This window comes from Nostoc sp. NOS(2021), assembly GCF_017115025.1.
Taxonomy (GTDB): Bacteria; Cyanobacteriota; Cyanobacteriia; order Cyanobacteriales; family Nostocaceae; genus Nostoc.
On record NZ_JABXKM010000069.1, the window covers coordinates 1 to 22,180 of the forward strand.

A 22,180-nucleotide genomic window follows, 5' to 3' on the forward strand; every position below is an offset into this window, starting at 1 on the left:
GGTGCAATGACTATGGGAATCACAACTAATTACCCGGACATGATATTAGGAGTTAAAATTCATAATTCATAACTCATAACTCCTAATTCATAATTATTCACTCTTTGGCTAAGACTCCATTAAGGAAGATATCAGCGAGTCCTTCGGCCATTTGCTGCATTTGTTGGGGGGAAGCGTCAGGTTCAATGAGAGTGTTGTTAGAAAAACCTGCGATCGCAAACATTCCCAAAAAAACTTTAGCAACCAACTTCGCGTCCATTTGGCGATAAATCCCTTTATCCATCGCTGTTTGAAAGAACGCTTCGCCCACATCGGTCATTTTGGTAATCACTTCTAATTGAATGCGATCGCGCAAATCGGGGTGAAACTGCACCTCCATAAAACAAACACGCATCAAATCGGCATTTTTTTGGAAGTTCCACATCCGGCGGCGCATCACCTGAGCTATGGCTTTATAGCTACCCATTTCACTTAATTCTGTCAGTAAATCTGTCAGAATCTCCACCCAGCCACTAGTAGCTACTTCCACCAAAATTGCTTTTTTATTAGGAAAATAACGAAATAGAGTGCCTTCAGCTACACCTGCCGCCTGTGCTAAATCGCGGGTGGTAGTACCGTTAAATCCCTGAGAGCCAAACAACCGTTGTGCTGCTTGTAAAATCCGGGTGCGTGTCTGAGCCTCTGATGGCGGGGAAAAATTAAAAACTCGCATAACAGTTATGGTTAGATATCCGCAACAGAATTTGTCGCATTATAGTCTAATGTCAAGTAGAAAAAACCCTGAAAACTTAATACAAGATTAACGCTCTTTTGCTAAGTATCCTGTTTTTTACGTAGTGTAACTTTATCTTAATTTTTGCTTATGAACCAGATCAGTCGGTCAATTTTGAGATTTTGCGGAAAGTCTGAGGGTCGGCTTCCGACCATCAGAACTTTCCAAGACAGATTTTGGATTTTGGATTGGTCAGATCAAGTATCTGTAACATTGCGGCGGTTGTTTGTCACTTTGTTAACTTTGATCGTTCTCTGCTGGGGATTGCTGCCAGAAATTGCTCTGGCTCAAACTCAGACGGCACTTCCTCCCCAAGGATCTCAAACTCCACCAGTTCAAAGTTCGATCCAACCTTATCTGGATCGAGTGATCAAGCAGTTAACGGAATTTCGCCTCGACAATGGTCTAAAATTCATTGTCTTGGAACGACATCAAGCGCCTGTAGTTTCTTTTCTCACCTATGCGGATGTGGGTGGTGTAGATGAGGTAGATGGCAAAACTGGTGTAGCTCACTTTCTGGAGCATTTGGCGTTTAAAGGCACGACACGCATTGGTACAAAAGACTACAAAGCAGAAAAACCCCTGCTTGAAGCCTTAGAAAAGTTGGATGCCCAAATTAAAACAGCGAAAGCCGATGACAAAAAAGATGAAGTTGCTCGGTTAGAAACTGAGTTTAAGCAAGTGGAATCGCAAGCAGGTAAGCTAGTCAAGCAAAACGAATTGGGGCAAATTGTCGAACAAGCCGGAGGCGTGGGTTTAAATGCCAATACTTCAACCGAAGCCACCCGTTATTTTTACAGCTTTCCTGCCAACAAGCTGGAACTTTGGATGTCGTTGGAGTCGGAGCGATTTCTCGATCCTGTAATTAGTCGTGAGTTTTATAAAGAGAAAGATGTAATTTTAGAGGAGCGACGGATGCGGGTGGAGAATTCACCCATTGGACTAATGCTGGAGAAATTTGTTGATACTGCTTATAAAATCCATCCCTACAAGCGTCCAGTGATTGGTTATGACCAAGATATCCGCAATCTGACACCCGAAGATGTCCAAAATTTTTTTGATACTCACTACGTACCAAGTAATTTAGCGATCGCCATTGTCGGAGATGTCAACGCGGCTGAGGTGAAAAAACTGGCACAAAGTTATTTTGGCCGCTATCCAGCAAAAACCAAAGCTGTTGAACAAATCCCGGCGGAACCGCCACAACAACAAACACGAGAAGTTACTTTACAGCTACCTTCTCAACCTTGGTATTTAGAAGGTTATCATCGTCCCGCAATTACCCATCCAGATAATGCAGTCTATGAAATCATTGGCAGCTTATTAAGTGATGGGCGCACGTCGCGGTTGTATAAGTCTTTGGTAGAAAAGCAGCGTTTGGCGCTAAATGCCCAAGGTTACAGTGGATTTCCTGGAGATAAGTACCCAAACCTGATATTTTTCTATGCTCTCACGGCTCCTGGTCATACAGTTGATGAGTTGGCGGTAGCTTTGCGCCAAGAAATTGACAAATTAAAAACTGAGCCTGTAGCGGCGGCTGATTTGCAACGGGTGAAAACCCAAGCACGGGCGGGTTTGTTACGTACCCTCGATTCAAATATGGGGATGGCTCAACAATTATTGGAATATGAGGTGAAAACTGGCTCTTGGCGGAATTTGTTTAAGCAGTTGGATAACATTTCGGCGGTGACGACGGCTGATATTGAGCGGGTGGCAAAGGAGACGTTTACGCCGCAAAATCGCACGATTGGTAAGTTGTTGTCGAAACAAGCTTAAGAGGTTGTTTGTCAAGTCTGGGCGACTGGAAGTCGCGGCTACACGAGACTTTACCTGCCTCCGCAGGTTAACAAACCCTTGAATTTACATTAGTCCACCTGCGTGGACGAGAGCTTGTGTAGTAGCGAATTCTATTCGCCCAATACTTTTAAAACATCTTTTCAGAGAAACGAACCGCAAAGGGCGCAAAGGGCGCAAAGGAAGAGAGATATGCAGAGGTATAAGGTGAAGGGTAAACAATTCAAAATCCAAAATCTAAGTTGCGCTGGAAGCGCACCAAAGGTGCGACTTAAAATCCCAAATGGGAAGGGGCTTGTTTATGCTTTGGTTGCTGTTTTTACGTGTTTACTTTTAACTTGTAATTTTTCTCTGGCGGCGACGGCTGAGGCAAAGCATTACACAGAGTTGCAGTTGCCATCGCTACCTGAGATCAAGTTACCCAAGTATGAGCGGTTTGTTCTCCAAAACGGCTTGGTTGTCTATTTGATGGAGGATCACGAGTTACCGTTGGTGAATGGGACGGCGTTTGTGCGGACAGGAACTCGCTTGGAACCACTGGAAAAAGTCGGTTTAGCTGGTTTTACAGGCGCGGTGATGCGAACTGGGGGAACTAAGAAGCATTCGGCTGATGAACTCAACGAGATATTAGAACAACGGGCGGCGGCTGTAGAAACTGGTATTGGTGAAGCTTCTGGTAGTGCTAGCTTTGACGCACTCAGTGAAGATTTAGAAACGGTGTTTGGGCTGTTTGCTGAGGTACTGCGATCGCCTGTATTTGCTCAAGAAAAGCTAGACTTGGCTAAGACACAAGCTAAGGGTGGCATTGCCCGTCGCAATGACAATCCAGATGGGATTGCTAGTCGAGAATTTAAGAAATTGATTTATGGGAAAGATAGCCCCTATGCTCGCACAATAGAGTATACAACGGTGGATCAAGTTTCCCGTGAGGATTTGCTCAATTTCTATCAGCAATATTTCCACCCCAATAATATGATTTTGGGGATTGTAGGGGATTTTGAGGCGAAGAAAATGCGATCGCTCGTTCAAGCTAAGTTTGGCGACTGGAACCGCAACCCAGGTATTGCTAAACCCAAATTACCAAATGTTTCGCCAGCCAATACAGGTGGAGTCTTTTTTGTCAATCAGCCACAACTAACGCAAAGTAGTGTGCTTATGGGGCATTTAGGTGGAAGGTTCGACAATCCCGATTATGCGGCGCTGGATGTATTGAATGGGGTGTTAAATGGATTTGGTGGACGCTTATTTAATGAAGTGCGATCGCGTCAAGGTTTAGCTTACTCTGTCTATGGCCAGTGGAGTCCCCGCTACGATTATCCTGGCATATTTATTGCTGGTGGACAAACGCGATCGGATGCTACCGTCCAGTTTGTCAAAGCCTTACAAGATCAAATCAAGCGCATCCAAACTCAAAGAGTCACAACAAAAGAACTGGCTTTTGCCAAAGAGTCTACACTCAACTCCTTTGTATTCAACTTTCAAGACCCCAGCCAAACCTTATCACGGTTGATGCGATACGAATATTACGGCTATCCTGCTGATTTTCTCTTTCGCTATCAAAAAGCCGTCGCCGCCACCACAGCCGCCGATGTGCAACGGGTAGCACGAGAATACCTCAAGCCAGAAAAGATCGTGACTCTAGTGGTGGGTAATCAAACCGCTATTCAACCGCCATTGACGCAGCTAGCAGCACAAGTGACACCAATAGATGTAACCATTCCTGGTTCGCAGCCACAGGCAAAGAATTAATCCTACTCAAATCAAATAATTTCCTTCACTATCGGGAAATGACTGAGGACAAATTGTAGTAACAAGTAGAAACTAAATCAGGAACCAAAACCTCTGGGAACTCCAGAGGTTTTTTCTTCAAACTACGCTTTTCTATGTAGGAGCGATCGCCCCATACACTTATATAGCAGGGGACTGGAGACTGGGGACTGGGGACTGGGGACTGGGTTGAAAGTCTGTTTGTATATAGGTTTTATCATCAGTTAATGTCCTAACCTTCTTGTCCGTTGCTATATCCCTCTTTTGTCACTCTCCGGGAGGGTAATCGCTAGAAGCCTCATCAGGCAATCAATACAAGCTATCCTATTAGAAAAAAATGGGTGTTGTATTTGTTATTAGAAAAAAATCGTGTGAACCCTTGGTAGATAAAAGCTCTAGAATTCAGAAATGGCAAATGTTTTCGGAGAGTGACAGAAGAGGGATATAAGCGGGTTTTTAAGCAGGCAATAAGCTGAAAAATATCTAATTTGCATAACCAAATTAAGCATAACTCTTGTGGGGTGGGCATCTTGCCCGCCCTAATTATGCAAGTTAAATGTGGGACAGCTTATTGCTGCGTGTCGAAGCATCCGACAATTTTAGTGATGAAGCAGCAAAAATTGCCGCAGCCTATTAGTCAACTAGAGTAAGCTAAATTTAGGTTTAAGCTACTGGGAGTGGAGATGATGTTGTTGGAATTAAAGCGCATCCATGTTCCACCAGGACAAAGAGTGATACTGCAAGATATAACCTGGCAGGAATTGTCAGCAATACTAGAGGATTTAGGGGAACATCGCGCTGCACGAATTGCTTATGACAGGGGAATACTGGAGATTATGGCACCACTGCCAGAACATGAATATGACAAAGAAATTATTGGTGATTTAGTCAAAGCGCTTTTGGAAGAATTAGATATTGAGTTTAGATGTCTTGGTTCTACCACTTTCAAAAACCAAGCGATGGCTCAAGGTATAGAACCTGATCAGTGTTTCTATATAAAAAATGAATCCAAGATTCGCGGCAAGAAGCGACTAGATTTAACAGTAGATCCGCCTCCAGATTTAGCTCTAGAAATTGATATTACTTCTCGCACTCATCCTAATATTTATGAAGCTTTAAAAGTACCTGAGCTTTGGCGTTTTGATCAAGGAAAGCTCCAATTGCAGCGGAAGGTCGTCTGATGATCATTGCCTTTTATATATAAATTGCTACATTAAGTAGTAAATGTATAAAAAATCTGAAAATGAATAATAGAGAAATTCGTCAGTATAACTCAGGTAAGCAAGGTGATCAAAGAGGAGCTTTTCAAATAGATCGAGACCGTCTAATCTACTCTGCATATTTCCGAAGACTTGCACAAGTAACTCAAGTTGTAAGTGCAAGTGAGGGCAATGTTTTTCATAACCGTTTAACCCATTCGTTAAAAGTTGCACAGGTTGCAAGGCGACTTGCAGAAAGGTTAAAGGAACTAAATAATTCAAATTCAAATCTGATCGATAAATCTGGCGGTCTTGATCCTGATGTAGTTGAAGCAGCTGCAATAGCGCATGATTTAGGTCATCCACCTTTTGGACATATTGCTGAAAAAGAACTTGATCAACTTGCAAGGAGTCATGGACTATCTGATGGATTTGAAGGAAATGCACAAACTTTCAGGATATTAACCTTGCTTGAACCTCACCGCACTGAATATCCTGGGCTTGATTTAACTAGAGCAACTTTAAATGCAACTTTAAAATATCCTTGGTTTTGTGAGAGAGATAATGGGAATACTCAGTCAAAAAAGAGATCAAAAAAATACTCAATCTATGATCAAGATCGAAAAGCATTTGAGTTTGTGAGAGAACTTTCAGCAACTGGGTTGCAAAATTATCAACAAACTCTTGAAGCCAGTATAATGGATTTTGCTGATGACGTAACCTATAGTGTTCATGATTTAGAAGATTTTTATCTTGCTGGATTAATTCCTCTAGAAACTATTATCAACAATGAAGATGAGTTTGATAAGTTTTTAGCTAATTGGATAATAACCATATCAGACAGCAAATTGAAAGAGCAAATTAATGAATCAGAACAAAAAAGCAATTTAAAAAATATACTCAATTTATATAGCAATAAAAAAGGATATAATCCTGGTTCGATTGAACAAATCGCATCTATAAAAAGCGTTAGTTCTAATTTAATTCAGAAGTATATTCAATCTGTTAGTCTAAAAGAAGATTATGGGGAACACGGTTATCTAGAGCGCTCAATAAAAATAGAAATAGAGCTAAAATTTCTGCAACAAATAGTATGGAAATATGTGATCCTTAATCCACGACTTACGACTCAACAATATGGTCAAAGAAAAATTATCAAAACACTGTTTGATGTTTATAAGGAAGCACTTGAAACTAATCAAGTGAATTTGATACCTGCTCATTTTTTAGAAAATGGCTCTTTGAAAAGATTATTAACAACGGGAGACCAGAAAAATCAAAAAGTAAGAATAGCAGTTGATATAGTTGCCAGTTTTAGTGAAATGGAAGCAATTCTGATGTTCCGTAGATTTGCAGGTATAGATCATGGATCTGTAATGGACTATATAGTCTAGTTGAATGTTTATCCTTCTAGATTTTGATATTAAGCAGTAGGGGCGCACAGCTAGCTGTATGCCCCTACCAATCACCTGTATTCCACCTAACGAAAGTCTCAGGTTATCAAATCTACATTACTTAGTAATGATTCAGGTTAATGCCCGCTTCTTTTGCCATTGCTTCTAACCCATTAATTTGTAGGGTTTTGATTGCTTTGGTAGACAGCTTTAATTTCACCCAGCGATTTCCGCCTTCCCACCAAACACGCTTGCTTTGTAGATTGGCGTGCTGAAGGCGTTTAGTACGGCGGTGGGAGTGGGAAACAGCAAAGGCGTTATTTGCCTTCTTACCAGTTAGTTCACAGCGACGGGACATAGCAAGTCTCTCCAGATTGTTGTTATTTTAATACAGCCTTTCCATTTTAGGTCTTAGGCAACAGAAGTAGGAAAGGAGAGTGGGGAGTGGGGAGCAGGGGGCGAAATAACTCCTAACTCCAAACTCAGCACTATTTACCAGCTTGTTCCGTCAGCTTGGTAAGTACCTCATTCGATCGCTCGACAAATGATTTCATCCCCTCAGCGTCAAATCCTTTCTGAGACATCAGCGCTAAATCGTAGACGTGTTGGCAAATCAAGTTCACTAACTGATCTGTAGGCGATTGACCGTCACCTTGAATAATACTACCTTGGTTAAGATTTACCAGATTTTGAATTAGCGGGTGAGCAGTATTTACCAGCAAAACGTGGTCTTCGGGAAAATCTACTGTCTGCTGCTGCATCATGGCATTCATTTCTCGCATACGGCGGAGAATCTCAGGTAGAAGCACGATCGCAGGTGGTGTCCCTTGAGGATCATCTGATTTCAACGCTTCGGTGCGGATGTTGAGTTTAGGTTTGTTGAGGGATTTTTCAAATAACTCTTTGATCGTCTCACTCCGAGTTTTGTTCGTCTTGGGATCAACAATTTCCGTAGCTTTGTCTTGTTCTAGCAGGGTATTATCTAAGTCGGAGTCCACCCGCGTAAATTTAACATCCTGATATTCCCGCTCAAGGAAGTTGATAAAGTGGGTATCGATGAAGGAGTCCATAAACAGGACTTCCAAGCCTTGATTTTTGTGTAGTTCTATATAGGTAGCTTGGGTTGCTCCATCGGTGCTGTAGAAAACCCGGTTTTCGTGATGTTCTTTGTTACGTTCTAAGTACTCTTTCAGTGTGGTGTAAGGAGCGCTGGGTGCTGAAAAATCAGGGGTGGGTGAGGGAGGAGTGACATCTTGCCAAGCATCCCCCTCTGAAGACTGTACTTCAACCACTGGAGTTTCAGCAGGAGGTTTTTCTGTCAGCTTGGCTGTGCTGCGGAAGACGATGATATCTTCGATTTGTTTTTTGAATTTCTCGTCGTTGAGAACGCCGAATTTCACAAAGGTGCCAAGATCCTTCCAGGCGCTGATGTATTGTTCACGGTTGTCGCGGAAAAGTTCTTTGAGGCGATCGCCTACTTTTTTGGCTATGTAATCACCAATTCTCCGCACGGTGCGATCGCCTTGCAAGGCACTGCGCGATACGTTCAGGGGAATATCGGTGCTATCAATCACACCCCGCATTGGAGTTAGAAATTGCGGAATAATTTCTTCGCAGTTGTCGCTAACAAAAACTTGATTGCAAAATAGCTTGATCTGCCCTTTAGTAACATCTACATCCGGCCTCATTTTGGGAAAATACAGAATCCCGTTGATGATAAAGGGATAGTCAGTATTTAGATGTACCCACAACAGTGGTTCTTCCTGAAAAGGATACAGGTAGCGGTAAAACTCTAAATAATCTTCTTGACTCAGATTACTCGGAGACTCTCGCCACGGTGCTTTTTGCTTATTTAAGACTTCACCATCGAGTTTAATTGGTACTGGCAAGAAGTCGCAGTATGTCTTGACAAGATTCTTAATCCGTGCTGTTTCTAAAAATTCCTCCTCTTCTCCTTGCAAGCTGAGAGTAATAGTAGTGCCGCGAGTTGTCCGGGGCGAATCTTCTAGGGTGAAAGCTGGAGAACCATCGCAAGTCCAGTGAATCGCCTGCGCCCCTTCTTGATATGAGAGGGTATCAATCTCTACCTTTTGCGCCACCATGAAGGAAGAGTAGAAGCCAAGACCGAAGTGGCCGATTATCGGTTGATCTGATTTGCCTTCATACTTATGAATAAATTCTTCAGCACTAGAGAAGGCAACCTGATTGATATATTTCTTAACTTCTTCTGCGGTCATCCCGATACCGTTATCGGAGATGGATAGGGTTTTGTTATCTTTGTCAATGGCAATTTCAATTTCCGGTTCGCCGATGTCTCCAGCATAATCTCCGGCGCGGGATACCATTTTCAGCTTTTGGATGGCGTCTACAGCGTTGGATACCAGTTCCCGCAAGAAGATTTGGTGATCTGAGTAGAGCGACTTCTTAATGATCGGGAAAATATTCTCAGTATGAATACTGATAGTGCCTTGTTCTAGCATAATTGGTAATCTTCAATGTTAGTATCTGAAATGATGATAGTAGGTAATACAACTTAGCCATCTGTTTTCCAGGATAAACCCGGAGAACACAGAAGGGTATGATACCAATTAGGATTTTAAAAGCATAGCTTGCGCCTACGCTCGTTTTTTGAGCATTGTTTCCCCCCATTTTCTGATTCGGATTTCCCGACTCCCGACTTTCAACGCAGGTCTATTAGGGACTGACAAATAAAAAAATACTCAACTACTTCTTGTGGGATAGACATCTTGTCCGCCTTTGGCTATGGGCGGGCGAGACGCCCACCCCACAAGATTGAATAATTTATTTGTTGGAAATCCCTTAGTCTAGTTGGGCTATGTAGCAATCTGTGGTACTGACACCTTCACTGGCACTTTTTTGCTAAAAGACAGACCGGTTTCATTTTTGTCAATGATAATCGTGTCTCCAGAGATAAAAGTATTTTCCAATAACTTGGTGGCGAGGGGGTTTTCGACTTCTCGCTGAATTGCTCGTTTGAGTGGGCGGGCACCGTAAACTGGGTCATAGCCTGATTCGACAAGGTAATCACAGGCAGATTGGGATATCTCAAAGAAGATTTTTTGCTCGCGGAGAAGATTTTCTACCCGTTTGAGTTGAATGCGGATGATCTGCCGCATTTGGGTGCGATTTAGGGTATGGAAGAGAATAATGTCATCAACGCGGTTGAGAAATTCTGGGCGGAAATGCGATCGCAGGGCTTCCATTACCCTAACGCGCATTGTTTCATACTTGGAATCATCACCAGATACATCCAAGATATGTTCGCTACCAATGTTACTGGTCATGACAATAACGCTGTTGCGAAAATCTACCGTTCTTCCCTGAGAGTCAGTAATTCTGCCATCATCTAACACCTGCAATAAAATATTAAACACATCGGGGTGCGCCTTTTCGACTTCATCCAACAGCACCACCGAATAAGGACGGCGGCGAATCGCCTCGGAAAGTTGACCGCCTTCTTCATAGCCTACATATCCTGGAGGCGCTCCCACAAGGCGGGAAACTGAGTGTTTTTCCATATACTCAGACATATCCAAGCGCACCAATGCATCATCAGAATCAAAGAGAAACTGAGCTAAAGCACGGGCGAGTTCGGTTTTGCCCACACCTGTGGGGCCCATGAACATAAATGAACCAATGGGACGAGAGGGATCTTTCATCCCCGCACGGGCGCGACGAATTGCGGCTGCTACCGCTTCTACGGCCTCTTCTTGCCCAATGACTCGCTCATGTAAATGACTTTCTAGTTGCAGTAATTTTTGCCGTTCCGATTCCAACAGGCGATTGACAGGGATTCCTGTCCATTTGGCGACGATTTCCGCAATATCGGCTTCAGTAACTTGTTCTCGCAGCAACGTGGAACCTTGGTTTTGAATTTCTAAAAGGTTCGCTTCTTTAGCTTCGCGCTCGTGCTGCACTCCCTCCAATTTGCCATACTTCAGTTGGGCAGCTTTATTTAGGTCATAAGCGCGTTCTGCCTGTTCAATTTGTACTCGCAGCGCATCTTCTTCTTTCTTTAAGGCGCTTATCGCCTCCAATATCTGCTTTTCACCTTGCCATTGCTCATTAAATATTTGCTGTTTTTCCGTTAAATTGGCGATTTCTTGCTCAATTCGCTGCAAACGTTCTCTCGTTTGGGGAGTACTCTTTTCTTCGCCAGCTAATGACAGCTTTTCCATTTCTAACTGCATGAGGCGGCGATCAATGGTTTCCAATTCTGCCGGTTTGGAGGTAATCTCCATTTTTAACTGTGCTGCTGCTTCATCTACCAAATCAATGGCTTTATCTGGTAAGAAGCGATCGCTAATATAACGTGCTGACAGGGTTGCTGCTGCTACCAAAGCTGAATCAGAAATTTTGACGTTGTGATGAACTTCATAGCGTTCTTTCAATCCCCGCAGAATGGAAATAGTATTTTCCACACTTGGCTGATCCACAAATACTTGTTGAAAGCGGCGTTCTAGGGCAGCATCTTTCTCAATGTGTTTGCGGAACTCGTCGAGGGTAGTTGCGCCAATGCAACGCAGTTCTCCCCGCGCCAGCATCGGTTTGAGCAAATTTCCCGCATCCATCGCCCCTTGTTGATTGGAACCTGTACCGACTACGGTATGCAGTTCGTCAATAAATAGAACAATGTCGCCATTAGATTCTGTAACTTCCTTGAGGACTGCTTTTAGGCGTTCTTCAAATTCTCCTCGTAATTTTGCCCCAGCAATCAAACTACCGATATCTAAAGAGATCAGTTTGCGGTTTTTCAAAGATTCGGGAACATCACCATTTACCATCCGCTGTGCTAAGGCTTCAGCGATCGCAGTTTTACCTACCCCAGGTTCACCAATCAAGACGGGGTTATTTTTGCTACGACGAGACAAGACTTGAATTACCCGCCGAATTTCGTCATCCCGCCCAATCACCGGGTCGAGTTTTCCAGCTTTTGCCTGTTCTGTCAAATCTCTACCAAATTTTTGTAAGGCTTCATAGCGGGATTCTGGGCTTTGATCTGTCACCTTTTGGCTACCGCGAATGGTTTTGATCGTAGTTTCTAGTTTAGCTGTATCCGCATTAAAGCCTTTGAGTATCTTTCGTCCAATGCGATCGTCTTCAGCAAACGCCAAAAGTATGTGTTCCACCGAAATGTAGGAATCTTTCATCCTGGCTCTAGCTTCCTCGGCTCGGTCTAGTAAAACATCTAAACTGCGGCTAAGGTAGAGTTGATCACTTTTACCAACTTTCGGCTGACGTTGGGTAAAGGCTTCTAGTTGCTGTTGCAAGCGGATTGGATCGACCTCAGATCGAGCCAGGATACGTATTGCGAGACTAGTAGGTTCTTCTAACAGGGCAATAATTAAATGTTCAACATCTAGTTGCTGTTGTTGATAAGCACGGACTATATCCTGAGATTTTACAATTGCTTCCCAGGCTTTATCAGTAAATTTATTCGGATCTGTAGGTTGCATCTTTAGAATTTTGGAATTTTGATTTTTAGTTTAGGGATTGCGGATTATTAAAGGGAGTGGGGAGTGGTTGTAACCCTACTCCTTAGTACCCAGATAATTATCCAAACATTCTCAGCGTATATCCGCGTGTATCTCTAGTGGCAATTTTGGATTAGTAATTGATGATAGTTTGATCCATTACCTATTTCCTAATTTAAAACGAAAATACTGTTCTGAGTGGACTTTGCCAGATGTGCAATTGCAGCGATGTCTACGACGGGCTACGCCTGCGCTGTTAGTGCTGCTCATCAACGACAGTATGGGGGTAATACTAATAGGATTTACGCAGAGAAGATCCCCTAACCCGCCTAAAAAGGGGAGGCAAAAAGCGAAAAGTCTCGCGCGTTCGGGTAACAGGAGCGCAAGACACCTGTCTGCGGGAAAAATCAATCTCCCCGCATCTGGTTCAGCTTTTCAAAACATCAGTGTGGATTTTCCTACAGCTTTATTGCCTGCGATAGAGCTATAGCGGTTCTAAATTGCATGGAATACAGACCACTCATCGGGACAGATCATTGCTCTGCCCATACCATGTATTGCATCCAAACGAGAACTGCTATATATATTCTTAATTATAAGAATTACTGACTCACAAGTTGCTCTGGTGATTCCTGTTTGACTGCTGACCCTTGAGTTCCCATCTGAATTAGTTCAATTTTATACCCATCTGGATCTTCCACAAAAGCAATCACTGTCGAACCATGTTTCATCGCCCCTGGTTCGCGCACGACTTTACCGCCCTGATTACGGATTTCTTCACACGTAGCGTAAATATCATCAACGCCGAGAGCAATGTGACCGTAAGCATTACCCAATTCGTACTTTTCCACCCCCCAGTTGTAGGTTAGTTCGATTACCGAGTTGTCGCTTTCATCACCGTAGCCCACAAAAGCCAGGGTAAATTCTCCCCCTGGATAATCTTTTCGGCGCAATAGTTTCATTCCTAGAAGTTCACAGTAGAACTTTAAGGACTCTTCAAGGTTGCCCACCCGCAGCATTGTGTGTAGTAATCGCATATTGACCTTTTCTCTGTAATTGATTTAGTGTTATTCTCTGCCAACATTTTACCTAGCTCAAAATCTTAAGGTAAAAATGCCATCAGGGAAAAAATTAAAAGGTAAAGGACAGAATAAACATTCCCTTACCCATTCTTGGCATTGATCCCTATCCCTATAATGGAAATCTTCTTTAATCTCAGCCGAGAAAGTCTCTTAACCGCCTATGCTAGCGATTGGGTTAGGCAACTGGACTGTATGCGTAACACACTCGAATAAAGGATAAAGCACAGATGAGTAAATTTCTAGATACTGCCATTGAGGCGATCGCAGCCCGTGAAATTCTTGATTCACGCGGTAGACCGACAATTGAAGCCGAAGTGCATTTAGCCAACGGTGTTGTCGGATTGGCGCAGGTTCCCAGTGGTGCCTCGACTGGCACTTTTGAGGCTCACGAACTGCGTGATGGCGATAAAAGCCGTTATGGAGGCAAAGGCGTACTCAAGGCAGTACAAAACGTTAGAGAAGCACTAGCACCACAATTGTTAGGCTTGGATGCCCTCAACCAAGAACTGCTAGACCGCACAATGATCGCTATAGATGGTTCTCCTAACAAATCCAATTTGGGGGCTAATGCGATTTTGGGGGTTTCCCTAGCAGCAGCCAAAGCTGGTGCTGAGTCTCTAGCAATTCCTCTGTATCGCTATTTGGGTGGGCCTTTAGCAAATTTGCTCCCAGTGCCGTTGATGAACGTGATTAACGGTGGCGCACACGCCTCAAACAATGTGGATTTTCAAGAGTTTATGATTGTCCCAATTGGCGCAACTTCCTTCCGGGAAGCGTTGCGCTGGGGTGCAGAGGTGTTTGCTACCCTCAGTCAAGTATTAGATGAGAAGGGTTTGCTTACTGGTGTGGGCGATGAAGGCGGTTTTGCCCCTAACCTAGAATCTAATCAAGTGGCTTTAGAATTGCTGGTTGCTGCCATTAAGAAAGCTGGTTATAAGCCAGGGGAAGAAGTAGCTTTGGCGTTAGATGTGGCAGCTAGTGAGTTTTACAAGAATGGGCAGTATGTTTACGATGGTAAACCTCACGCCCCAGGTGAGTTTATTGATTACCTCGCGCAACTAGTTGATCAATACCCAATTGTATCAATTGAGGATGGCTTACATGAAGAAGATTGGCAAAGTTGGCAATTGCTCACCCAGAAGTTAGGTTCGCGGGTGCAATTGGTAGGAGATGACTTGTTTGTTACCAATGCCACGCGCTTACAAAGAGGCATCCAGGAAAAAGCCGCTAATGCTATTTTGATTAAACTCAATCAAATTGGTTCGCTTACCGAAACCTTGGAAACGATTGATTTGGCAACTCGCAACGCTATCCGTTCAGTAATTAGCCATCGTTCTGGTGAAACTGAAGACACAACGATCGCTGATTTAGCCGTAGCAACCCGTGCCGGTCAAATCAAAACAGGTTCCCTCTGTCGCAGCGAACGGGTAGCAAAATATAATCGCTTGCTGCGAATTGAAGATGAATTAGGCGATCGCGCCGTTTATGCTGGTGCTGTGGGTTTAGGGCCGAAGTAGGGACTGGGGACTGGGGACTAGGGACTAGGGACTGGGGGCAGAATTCTTCCCAATACCCAATACCCAATACCCAATCCCCAATCCCCAATCCCCAATTACGGATAAAACCCCAACTTGGGCAACCCCAAGGTTTCATCCCAGCCCATCATCAAGTTTAGACACTGAATCGCTTGGCCCGCCTGTCCTTTAATTAGATTGTCAATTGCTGACATGACAATCACACGACCTGTGCGCGGGTCAACTTCTATACCGATATAACAAAGATTGCTGCCGTTAGCCCACTTGGTTTGAGGGTAAACGCCGCTACCGCAGATTTTCACCCAAGGAGAGTTGCGGTAGAAGGCTGAGAAAATTGTGATTAAGTCATCTCGCACTAGACCAGGATCGCGCAGTGTGGCATATACCGTTGCCAAAATACCGCGCACCATTGGGATCAGGTGGGGTGTAAATTGGATCATGAGTTCGTGACCAGCTAAGTCACTGCAAATTTGCTCAATTTCTGGGGTATGACGGTGACGTCCGACATTGAAAGCTGCTATGGAGTTGTCTGCTTCAGCTAGTAATAAGTTAGTTTGGGCTTGTCGTCCACTGCTAGATGTGCCAGACTTGGCATCGATAATAGCTGTTTCTGGTACTATTAAACCTTGCTTTAAGAGTGGCGAAAGTGCAAGGAGACTAGCAGTGGGATAGGAACCAGGGCAGCCAACAAGTTGAGCTTCAGCAATGCGATCGCGATAAAGTTCTGGTAATCCATAAACTGCTGTAGCTGCAATTGTGCGATCGCTTCTCTCTGTTCCATACCAATTTGTATAAGTTGTCAAATCACTGAACCGATAATCTGCACTCAAATCTAGTACTTTACATCCTTTTTCCAACAGTTTGGGCGCGATTTGGCAAGCCAGACCATTTGGTAAAGACAGGAAAACTACTTCACAGCGGTGAGCAATTATTTCTGGTTCTACCGCCTCTATTAGCAAGTTAGCTGCATGAGCAAGATGCGGGTAGACATCGCCGAAGGATTTCCCGATACTGCTCTCACCGCCTAAATAAACCAGTTCGACTTCTGGATGATCCATCAGTAGTCGTACTAACTGTACTCCGCCATAGCCCGACGCGCCAACAATCCCAACGGGTACGCGTCTAAATTTGCCCATGATCTGAAATCCTTATCCCATGAATGGTTAATTCGTTCTCAGCTATCAACAATATCAGCGACTAGGGCAGCGCACAAAACGTCCCAAACCCCTCCACTTTGTTTTGGCGAGTCAAAAGTCCAAAATCAAGAGTCCAAAGTCTATATAAAATTTCAGTTAATTGACCCTTGAACCCAATTTTAATGGCAAAAATTTTTGCCACGTTATCAAATCATTGCTAGTCTACTTCTCTGCCTTGTAAAGGAGCTACAATCAAAAAGAAGAAATTGTTAAAAAAATTTACGTTTATAGCTGGAAATCTTTTTGTGTCACAGCCTAATACTACCCAAGCTTTTAAATTTGATTCGATTGATGCCGCCTTAGCAGACCTAAAAGCTGGTCGCGTCATTGTAGTGGTAGATGATGAAAATAGAGAAAATGAAGGCGACTTAATCTGTGCTGCCCAATTTGCTACACCCGACATGATTAATTTCATGGCGGTGGAAGCTAGAGGGCTGATTTGTTTGGCAATGACAGGCGATCGCCTAGACGAGTTAGACTTACCTTTGATGGTAAGCAACATTACAGATACTAACCAAACCGCCTTCACTGTCAGTATTGATGCCGGGCCGCAATTGGGTGTTACCACTGGCATCTCAGCAGAAGACCGCGCCCGCACTATCCAGGTTACTCTCAACCCAGCCACAAAACCTACCGATTTACGTCGTCCTGGTCACATTTTCCCGATTCGGGCTAAGGAGGGAGGCGTACTCAAACGCGCCGGACATACAGAAGCTGCGGTAGACTTAGCTCGACTCGCAGGGCTATACCCATCTGGGGTAATTTGCGAAATTCAAAACTCCGACGGTTCAATGGCGCGATTGCAGCAGTTAGTTGAATACGCTAAACGTCACAATTTAAAAATTATTAGTATTGCGGATTTAATTAGTTATCGGCTAAAACACGATCGCCTGGTGTATCGTGAGGTGATTACCAAGCTGCCTAGTGAATTCGGTCAGTTTGAAATTTACGCCTACCGCCATACTCTGGATAATACAGAACACGTTGCAATTGTCAAGGGTGATCCAGCTAACTTCAAAGATGAGCCAGTGATGGTGCGGATGCACTCAGAATGCTTAACTGGTGATGCTTTGGGTTCTTTGCGCTGCGACTGTCGGATGCAGTTAGAAGCTGCACTGAAAATGATTGAGGCTGCTGGTCAAGGTGTAGTTGTATACCTGCGCCAAGAAGGGCGGGGAATCGGTTTGATTAACAAGCTGAAAGCCTACTCTTTGCAGGATATGGGGCTGGATACAGTAGAGGCAAATGAGCGCTTGGGATTTCCGGCTGACTTGCGAGACTACGGGATGGGGGCACAAATGCTTATGGATTTGGGTATCAAAAAGATACGCCTGATTACCAATAATCCCCGTAAAATTGCTGGAGTCAAGGGCTATGGGTTGGAAGTAGTCGATCGCTTGCCATTGTTGATTGAGGCAACCGACTACAATTCCTATTACCTGGCAACAAAGGCGAAAAAGCTGGGTCATATGCTGTTACAGACTTATCTGGTGACAGTAGCAATCCACTGGCAAGATGACCCGGAAGCTGTGACGGAACGTTATGAACGCTTAGAGAAAATGCGACACTTAGCGACAAGTAATGATTTATTGTTGCAGGAAGAAGCGCGTCCCTTAGCGATCGCTCTATTTGACGAGCCATCTTTAACAGTACACTTGGGTTTTGATCAGCCAAAAGTTGCTAGCCCTGATTGGTATCAGCAAAGTGGTCATCCTTATATACAAGCTGTCTTCCAAATTCTGGACAACCTCGCAACTTTGCCTTACATCCAGAAACTAGAATTTCTGATTTCCTCTGGTTGCGATCCCCTAAGTAATTTACAAGTCCAACTAGATCGGCAGACATTCCCGGATGGTACACTGCCTTCATCGATTAGCGATCGCCTAGAAAAGCAGCAAATCTATAGCTTTAGCAAATAGCTTCGATAATGTTATCGCGTTTCCTAATCTCATGAGGTAGAGATTAACCTCACCCCGATAAAGCTATGCTTCATCTCCCCTCTCCTTACTAAGGAGAGGGGTTGGGGGTGAGGTTTTAATCTGATGTACTTCATGCACCTGGGAACCGCTATAAATTAATTACTTACTCTATAGATTGGTCTGACCTGACGATAAGTATTAAGTAAGTTCAGAAATTTATGACCATCAAAATTTATCGGGTCAACTTTTTTACCGGAGCGGTCTACGAGACGGTGCGTAGTAATGCGATCGTTTCTTACTTGACTTTGAGCAATTAACCAAGCAAGAGAATTATATTGAGCCTCCGTGTAACCGCTATGGGTTTGTTGGCTGCTACTGTCATAACTATCTGGCGGTGTTTCCAAAGAAACGTGATAAGCAAAATTATTCACAGACGGAGGCAAATGTGGATTAGTCTGCACAGTTTCCACTCCCTCGGAACCATCAAATACTGAGTTTGCTGCACCAAAAGCCCGCTTTTCTGGCGGTACTAGATAAACCACCGTTCCGTCTAACTTGATTAAAGCGTGGTAACTTGCTTGCACAGTTTCATCGTTATGGGCTACTTGAAAGAAATTAACGGCACTGGAAGCAGAATAACCTGTTTCATGGAGGACGATAATTGGTTGATTGTTGACAGGAACGCCGTTAACATCTTGGGCGTACCGTTCTCCATAGTTACTTGGGTCAACCGAAGCAACTTGATAATTAGGTCTGTAATGTGCAAAAGCTTGAGTGGTTATGTACCTTGCTACAGCCTTGTTAGTCTTAACTGGGGACTTGAGAACAACTTGAGATTTATTCTCTAGGTATTTCGCTGATTGGAATTGCGCCTGGGGATATTGACTCCAAGCTGTAACCCGTGGATAGGATGTATGGGATGTTATCGGATTATGTTGTAATTTCGTTGCTCGTCCAATTAGCAGCACTACAATTAGAGCCATAAACATCAGTGAGATTAGTAGCACCCTAGTCGCCCAGTCTGTAAACCTCATTTTTCTAATACCAGTAAAACGGTAGATATTAATTTATAGCTAAACTGGCGTGTCACTCGTAGAGGCGCACTTCTGTAAACCCCTACCGTAAATGGTATCCAAACAATAATCGCTATAATACCTTAATTCTAGTCAAATATACGTTTATAATCTCTGCAATAGTGCTGTTACGAGCCATTTAATAAGGATGTTTTACCTACACCCCCTTCACCAACTACTAGCAACTTAGAAAGATATTATCCTTTAGCTTCTAACCTGGCTCGAAGATAGGTCAAAATTGCCTGCGTTCCTTGCTCAACAATTTCAGGCGGCGGCGAGCTTAATTTTGGGTTGTTATTCAGGGATAGGCTTGTCAAGTTTGAGAGTTGGCTGATTTCTGGCGGCAGGCTGCTGAGTTGATTGTTAGAGAGGTATAACTCAGTCAAGTTGGAGAGTTGGCTGATTTCTGGCGGCAGGCTGCTGAGTTGATTGTTAGAGAGGTATAACTCAGTCAAGTTTGAGAGTTGGCTAATTTTTGGTGGCAGGCTACTGAGTTGATTGTGATTCAGGACTAGCATTGTCAAGTTAGAGAGTTGGCTGATTTCTGGCGGCAGGCTACTGAGTTGATTGTGATTGAGGGATAGCTTAGTCAAGTTAGAGAGTTGGCTGATTTCTGGCGGCAGGTTCCTGAGTTGATTGTGATTGAGGCGTAGCGATATCAAGTTTGAGAGTTGGCTAATTTCTGGCGGCAGGCTGCTGAGTTGATTGTGATTGAGGGCTAGCTCAGTCAAGTTGGAAAGTTGGCTAAATTCTGACGGCAGGCTGCTGAGTTGATTGTGATTGAGGAATAGCTTAGTCAAGTTGGAGAGTTGGCTAATTTCTAGCGGCAGGCTGCTGAGTTGATTGTTAAAGAGGGATAGCCATCTCAAGTTAGAGAGTTGGCTGATTTCTGGCGGCAGGGTGCTAAGTTGATTGTTATTGAGGTCTAGCGCTGTTAATTTGGAGAGTTGGTAGACTTCTGTCGGTAGGCTGCTGAGTTGATTTTGATCGAGGGCTAGCGCTGTCAAGTTTGAGAGTTGGCTGATTTCTGGCGGTAGGCTGCTGAGTCTCTTGTTATATAGGGATAGCACCGTTGGTTTTTCCCTGGCAGCTTTTTCAATAATTTGCAACAGTTCTTCGTTTGTCACCTGCAAACCTTACCAACTCTGTAGCGATATTTACCAGATTAGTGTATCGCAGGTTATGGGGAGTGGGGCTAGATTAATGTGTTCTATCTGCGTAGAAAGGGCTGTAATATTTAAATTAGCAGGGTGCTTAGGATGCAATACTTGCCGTAGGCGATCGCCTGGCAATAACATTCACTCATTAACGGAGCTAAAAGACTCATTAACGGAGCTAAAAGACTCGTTAACGGAGCTAAAAGACTCATTAACGGAGTTCAAAGACTCGTTAACGGAGTTCAAAGACTCGTTAACGGAGTTCAAAGACTCGTTAACGGAGCTAAAAGACTCGTTAACGGAGCTAAAAGACTCGTTAACGGAGTTCAAAGACTCGTTAACGGAGTTCAAAGACTCATTCACGAGTATCAAAGGTGCGTTACGCTTTCGCGCTAACACACCCTACGACTACGATCTCTTTATAATAGCGATCGCACCACCAACCCTACAGGCGATCGCCTTATGGCATACATTGAATATAGTTAGCAGTCGGCAATTCCATGAATATTCGTCAAGAACTTCTAAGTCTGATTGAACAACTAAATGATGAGCAGTTATCAGCATTGCTTGATTTAGCTGTTTCTTTCAAGAATGGCGAAAAAGCTGTTAATCCTGCTGTTGAATCTCAGGCTTATCAGGATTGGGTAAGCCTTGATAATGACATTTACGACGAAGTATTTGCTGATGAACTTACAGCGCGGTGATGTTGGGTTTCGTTCCTCAACCCAACCTACGATTCTCCTGAACTTTGGCACTAAACACTAATAAAGATCGCTTTATAATTGCGATGTCTACGACGGGCTATTCGGCGTCGCAGTTATGAAACCAATCCATATAAGTACTTATCCCACTTCTCTTGATGGAGAGACGGTTTCGCTAGTTTGAGAAGATGGTTTATTGAAGAAACTCCAGATTCTTTGAATAGCTATTATTACAAAACCAATCACAATCACTCCTGCTACCACTGGTAAAGCTAGCGCCAGCACAGACAGTCCGATGGCGATGACCAACTCAATGGTTGACACAAGTGGATTGGTTAATCCACCTGAAACGCCTGTAGAACTTATCCGCAATGTATTCATTAATCCTTTAGTTAATCCTGCGGTTCCACCACCTGCAATTAAAGCTAACGTCCATTGCGCCAATGGATTCATCTCTGGAGCAACAGATGCTGTTACGATTGTCCCAGTGATAAATGCCGCAGGTGTGGCAACAATATCCAGCAGATGATCCAACCAAGGAATGTAATAACCGATAATTTCCAGCAAACAAGCGACTGCAAATACAATTACAGCTTGAGGTGTTTCCAGCCAATCAAAGTTAGTCGGCAAATCCAAATGTCCAAAAACTGAAGTCACACTCAATGCTAGCAGTGGTACAAATACTCGAAAGCCAGCCGCCGCGCTCAAACTAATCCCCAGTAATAATTCAATAAATGTATTTAGATTGAACAAAGAATTTAAATCCATAGTAAGACTCAAGTTATACTCCTGGTGTTTTTTCCATCTTTGAGCTGAACGGAGTGACAACTCTAAGTTGTGATCCTAAGATAAGAAACTTGGCTAAAGTATTTCATCTGACTATGTGTAGAATCAGTGAAACCCCACCTGTGTCAATACTGCGTAGGTTTTGCCTAAAAAATAACTCCAAAGTAGGTTGCGTTTCGTTCCTCAGTGAATTACCCCCCTTAATCCCCCCTTATAAAGGGGGGAAATAGGAAATTTGGTTCCCTCCCCTTTATCAGGGGAGGGTTAGGGTGGGGTAAAACCTTGGTTAATCAGCTATTTCAGACTTGTG

16 protein-coding genes and 1 pseudogene are annotated in these 22,180 nt (G+C 43.7%); 8 read left to right on the plus strand and 9 right to left on the minus strand.

The features are described from left to right. Positions 1 to 97: 97 nt before the first annotated feature. A complete protein-coding gene (locus HWQ41_RS08210; RefSeq protein WP_292761379.1) occupies positions 98 to 712 on the minus strand; it encodes a TetR/AcrR family transcriptional regulator in 615 nt (204 codons plus the stop codon). Positions 713 to 862: 150 nt separating this feature from the next. Here HWQ41_RS08210 and HWQ41_RS08215 point away from each other — a divergent pair, with 150 nt between their 5' ends. From HWQ41_RS08215 to dgt, 4 genes and pseudogenes are all read left to right on the plus strand, one after another. Continuing rightward, complete coding sequence (locus HWQ41_RS08215) at positions 863 to 2,548, plus strand: pitrilysin family protein (protein ID WP_292761382.1); 1,686 nt, start codon at positions 863 to 865, stop codon at positions 2,546 to 2,548. 210 nt (positions 2,549 to 2,758) lie between these two features. Further along, positions 2,759 to 4,315 (plus strand): pitrilysin family protein, encoded by a 1,557-nt coding sequence (locus HWQ41_RS08220; protein WP_292761384.1) that lies wholly within the window; start codon positions 2,759 to 2,761, stop codon positions 4,313 to 4,315. A 704-nt stretch (positions 4,316 to 5,019) separates the two neighbouring features. Beyond that, positions 5,020 to 5,496, plus strand: a pseudogene (locus HWQ41_RS08225) (Uma2 family endonuclease); the annotation flags it as partial. Between the two features lie 80 nt (positions 5,497 to 5,576). Then, on the plus strand, positions 5,577 to 6,926 hold the full coding sequence (dgt, locus tag HWQ41_RS08230) for a dGTP triphosphohydrolase (RefSeq protein WP_292761387.1): 1,350 nt from the start codon (positions 5,577 to 5,579) through the stop codon (positions 6,924 to 6,926). A gap of 121 nt (positions 6,927 to 7,047) precedes the next feature. Here the strand turns inward: dgt and rpmB are convergent, their stop codons facing one another. The 4 genes from rpmB to gloA all read right to left on the minus strand — a co-directional run bounded on the left by rpmB (position 7,048) and on the right by gloA (position 13,458). Beyond that, positions 7,048 to 7,284 carry a 50S ribosomal protein L28 gene (rpmB, locus tag HWQ41_RS08235; protein ID WP_100900070.1) on the minus strand — a complete coding sequence of 79 codons (237 nt, stop codon included), beginning with the start codon at positions 7,282 to 7,284 and terminating at the stop codon, positions 7,048 to 7,050. A 130-nt stretch (positions 7,285 to 7,414) separates the two neighbouring features. Next, on the minus strand, positions 7,415 to 9,406 hold the full coding sequence (htpG, locus tag HWQ41_RS08240; protein ID WP_292761391.1) for a molecular chaperone HtpG: 1,992 nt from the start codon (positions 9,404 to 9,406) through the stop codon (positions 7,415 to 7,417). Positions 9,407 to 9,760: 354 nt separating this feature from the next. Then, positions 9,761 to 12,403, minus strand: a complete 2,643-nt coding sequence (gene clpB, locus HWQ41_RS08245) for an ATP-dependent chaperone ClpB (RefSeq protein ID WP_292761393.1) — start codon at positions 12,401 to 12,403, stop codon at positions 9,761 to 9,763. A 620-nt stretch (positions 12,404 to 13,023) separates the two neighbouring features. Next, the gene (gene gloA, locus HWQ41_RS08250) at positions 13,024 to 13,458 is read right to left on the minus strand and encodes a lactoylglutathione lyase (protein WP_292761394.1); all 435 of its coding nucleotides are present in this window, start codon (positions 13,456 to 13,458) and stop codon (positions 13,024 to 13,026) included. A gap of 272 nt (positions 13,459 to 13,730) precedes the next feature. On the opposite strand from gloA, the gene eno reads away from it, so the two are divergent. Further along, entirely contained in the window at positions 13,731 to 15,020 is a 1,290-nt protein-coding gene (gene eno / locus HWQ41_RS08255) for a phosphopyruvate hydratase (RefSeq protein WP_292761395.1), read from the plus strand. A 95-nt stretch (positions 15,021 to 15,115) separates the two neighbouring features. On the opposite strand, the gene argC is transcribed toward eno, so the two are convergent. Further along, the gene (gene argC / locus HWQ41_RS08260) at positions 15,116 to 16,174 is read right to left on the minus strand and encodes an N-acetyl-gamma-glutamyl-phosphate reductase (protein WP_292761397.1); all 1,059 of its coding nucleotides are present in this window, start codon (positions 16,172 to 16,174) and stop codon (positions 15,116 to 15,118) included. Between the two features lie 305 nt (positions 16,175 to 16,479). Between argC and ribBA the strand changes: the two genes are divergently transcribed. After that, positions 16,480 to 18,153, plus strand: a complete 1,674-nt coding sequence (gene ribBA, locus HWQ41_RS08265; protein ID WP_292761400.1) for a bifunctional 3,4-dihydroxy-2-butanone-4-phosphate synthase/GTP cyclohydrolase II — start codon at positions 16,480 to 16,482, stop codon at positions 18,151 to 18,153. A 155-nt stretch (positions 18,154 to 18,308) separates the two neighbouring features. On the opposite strand, the gene HWQ41_RS08270 is transcribed toward ribBA, so the two are convergent. Together HWQ41_RS08270 and HWQ41_RS08275 are read right to left on the minus strand one after the other, a co-directional pair. Next, positions 18,309 to 19,187, minus strand: a complete 879-nt coding sequence (locus tag HWQ41_RS08270; RefSeq protein ID WP_292761402.1) for a peptidoglycan recognition family protein — start codon at positions 19,185 to 19,187, stop codon at positions 18,309 to 18,311. Between the two features lie 236 nt (positions 19,188 to 19,423). Further along, positions 19,424 to 20,353 carry a leucine-rich repeat domain-containing protein gene (locus HWQ41_RS08275; RefSeq protein ID WP_292761404.1) on the minus strand — a complete coding sequence of 310 codons (930 nt, stop codon included), beginning with the start codon at positions 20,351 to 20,353 and terminating at the stop codon, positions 19,424 to 19,426. A gap of 198 nt (positions 20,354 to 20,551) precedes the next feature. Here HWQ41_RS08275 and HWQ41_RS34265 point away from each other — a divergent pair, with 198 nt between their 5' ends. Together HWQ41_RS34265 and HWQ41_RS08285 are read left to right on the plus strand one after the other, a co-directional pair. Further along, on the plus strand, positions 20,552 to 20,779 hold the full coding sequence (locus HWQ41_RS34265; protein WP_366931644.1) for a hypothetical protein: 228 nt from the start codon (positions 20,552 to 20,554) through the stop codon (positions 20,777 to 20,779). Between the two features lie 104 nt (positions 20,780 to 20,883). Then, on the plus strand, positions 20,884 to 21,087 hold the full coding sequence (locus HWQ41_RS08285; protein ID WP_292761409.1) for a hypothetical protein: 204 nt from the start codon (positions 20,884 to 20,886) through the stop codon (positions 21,085 to 21,087). Positions 21,088 to 21,225: 138 nt separating this feature from the next. Here the strand turns inward: HWQ41_RS08285 and HWQ41_RS08290 are convergent, their stop codons facing one another. Next, entirely contained in the window at positions 21,226 to 21,852 is a 627-nt protein-coding gene (locus HWQ41_RS08290) for a DUF4126 domain-containing protein (protein ID WP_292761412.1), read from the minus strand. Positions 21,853 to 22,180: the final 328 nt, after the last annotated feature.

Excerpts from the sequence above, each read along its gene's own strand:
- HWQ41_RS08210 (WP_292761379.1), bottom strand. The coding sequence starts at position 712 with ATGCGAGTTTTTAATTTTTCCCCGCCATCAGAGGCTCAGACACGCACC.
- HWQ41_RS08215 (WP_292761382.1), top strand. The coding sequence starts at position 863 with ATGAACCAGATCAGTCGGTCAATTTTGAGATTTTGCGGAAAGTCTGAG.
- HWQ41_RS08220 (WP_292761384.1), top strand. The coding sequence starts at position 2,759 with ATGCAGAGGTATAAGGTGAAGGGTAAACAATTCAAAATCCAAAATCTA.
- dgt (WP_292761387.1), top strand. The coding sequence starts at position 5,577 with ATGAATAATAGAGAAATTCGTCAGTATAACTCAGGTAAGCAAGGTGAT.
- rpmB (WP_100900070.1), bottom strand. The coding sequence starts at position 7,284 with ATGTCCCGTCGCTGTGAACTAACTGGTAAGAAGGCAAATAACGCCTTT.
- htpG (WP_292761391.1), bottom strand. The coding sequence starts at position 9,406 with ATGCTAGAACAAGGCACTATCAGTATTCATACTGAGAATATTTTCCCG.
- clpB (WP_292761393.1), bottom strand. The coding sequence starts at position 12,403 with ATGCAACCTACAGATCCGAATAAATTTACTGATAAAGCCTGGGAAGCA.
- gloA (WP_292761394.1), bottom strand. The coding sequence starts at position 13,458 with ATGCGATTACTACACACAATGCTGCGGGTGGGCAACCTTGAAGAGTCC.
- eno (WP_292761395.1), top strand. The coding sequence starts at position 13,731 with ATGAGTAAATTTCTAGATACTGCCATTGAGGCGATCGCAGCCCGTGAA.
- argC (WP_292761397.1), bottom strand. The coding sequence starts at position 16,174 with ATGGGCAAATTTAGACGCGTACCCGTTGGGATTGTTGGCGCGTCGGGC.
- HWQ41_RS08270 (WP_292761402.1), bottom strand. The coding sequence starts at position 19,187 with ATGAGGTTTACAGACTGGGCGACTAGGGTGCTACTAATCTCACTGATG.
- HWQ41_RS08285 (WP_292761409.1), top strand. The coding sequence starts at position 20,884 with ATGAATATTCGTCAAGAACTTCTAAGTCTGATTGAACAACTAAATGAT.
- HWQ41_RS08290 (WP_292761412.1), bottom strand. The coding sequence starts at position 21,852 with ATGGATTTAAATTCTTTGTTCAATCTAAATACATTTATTGAATTATTA.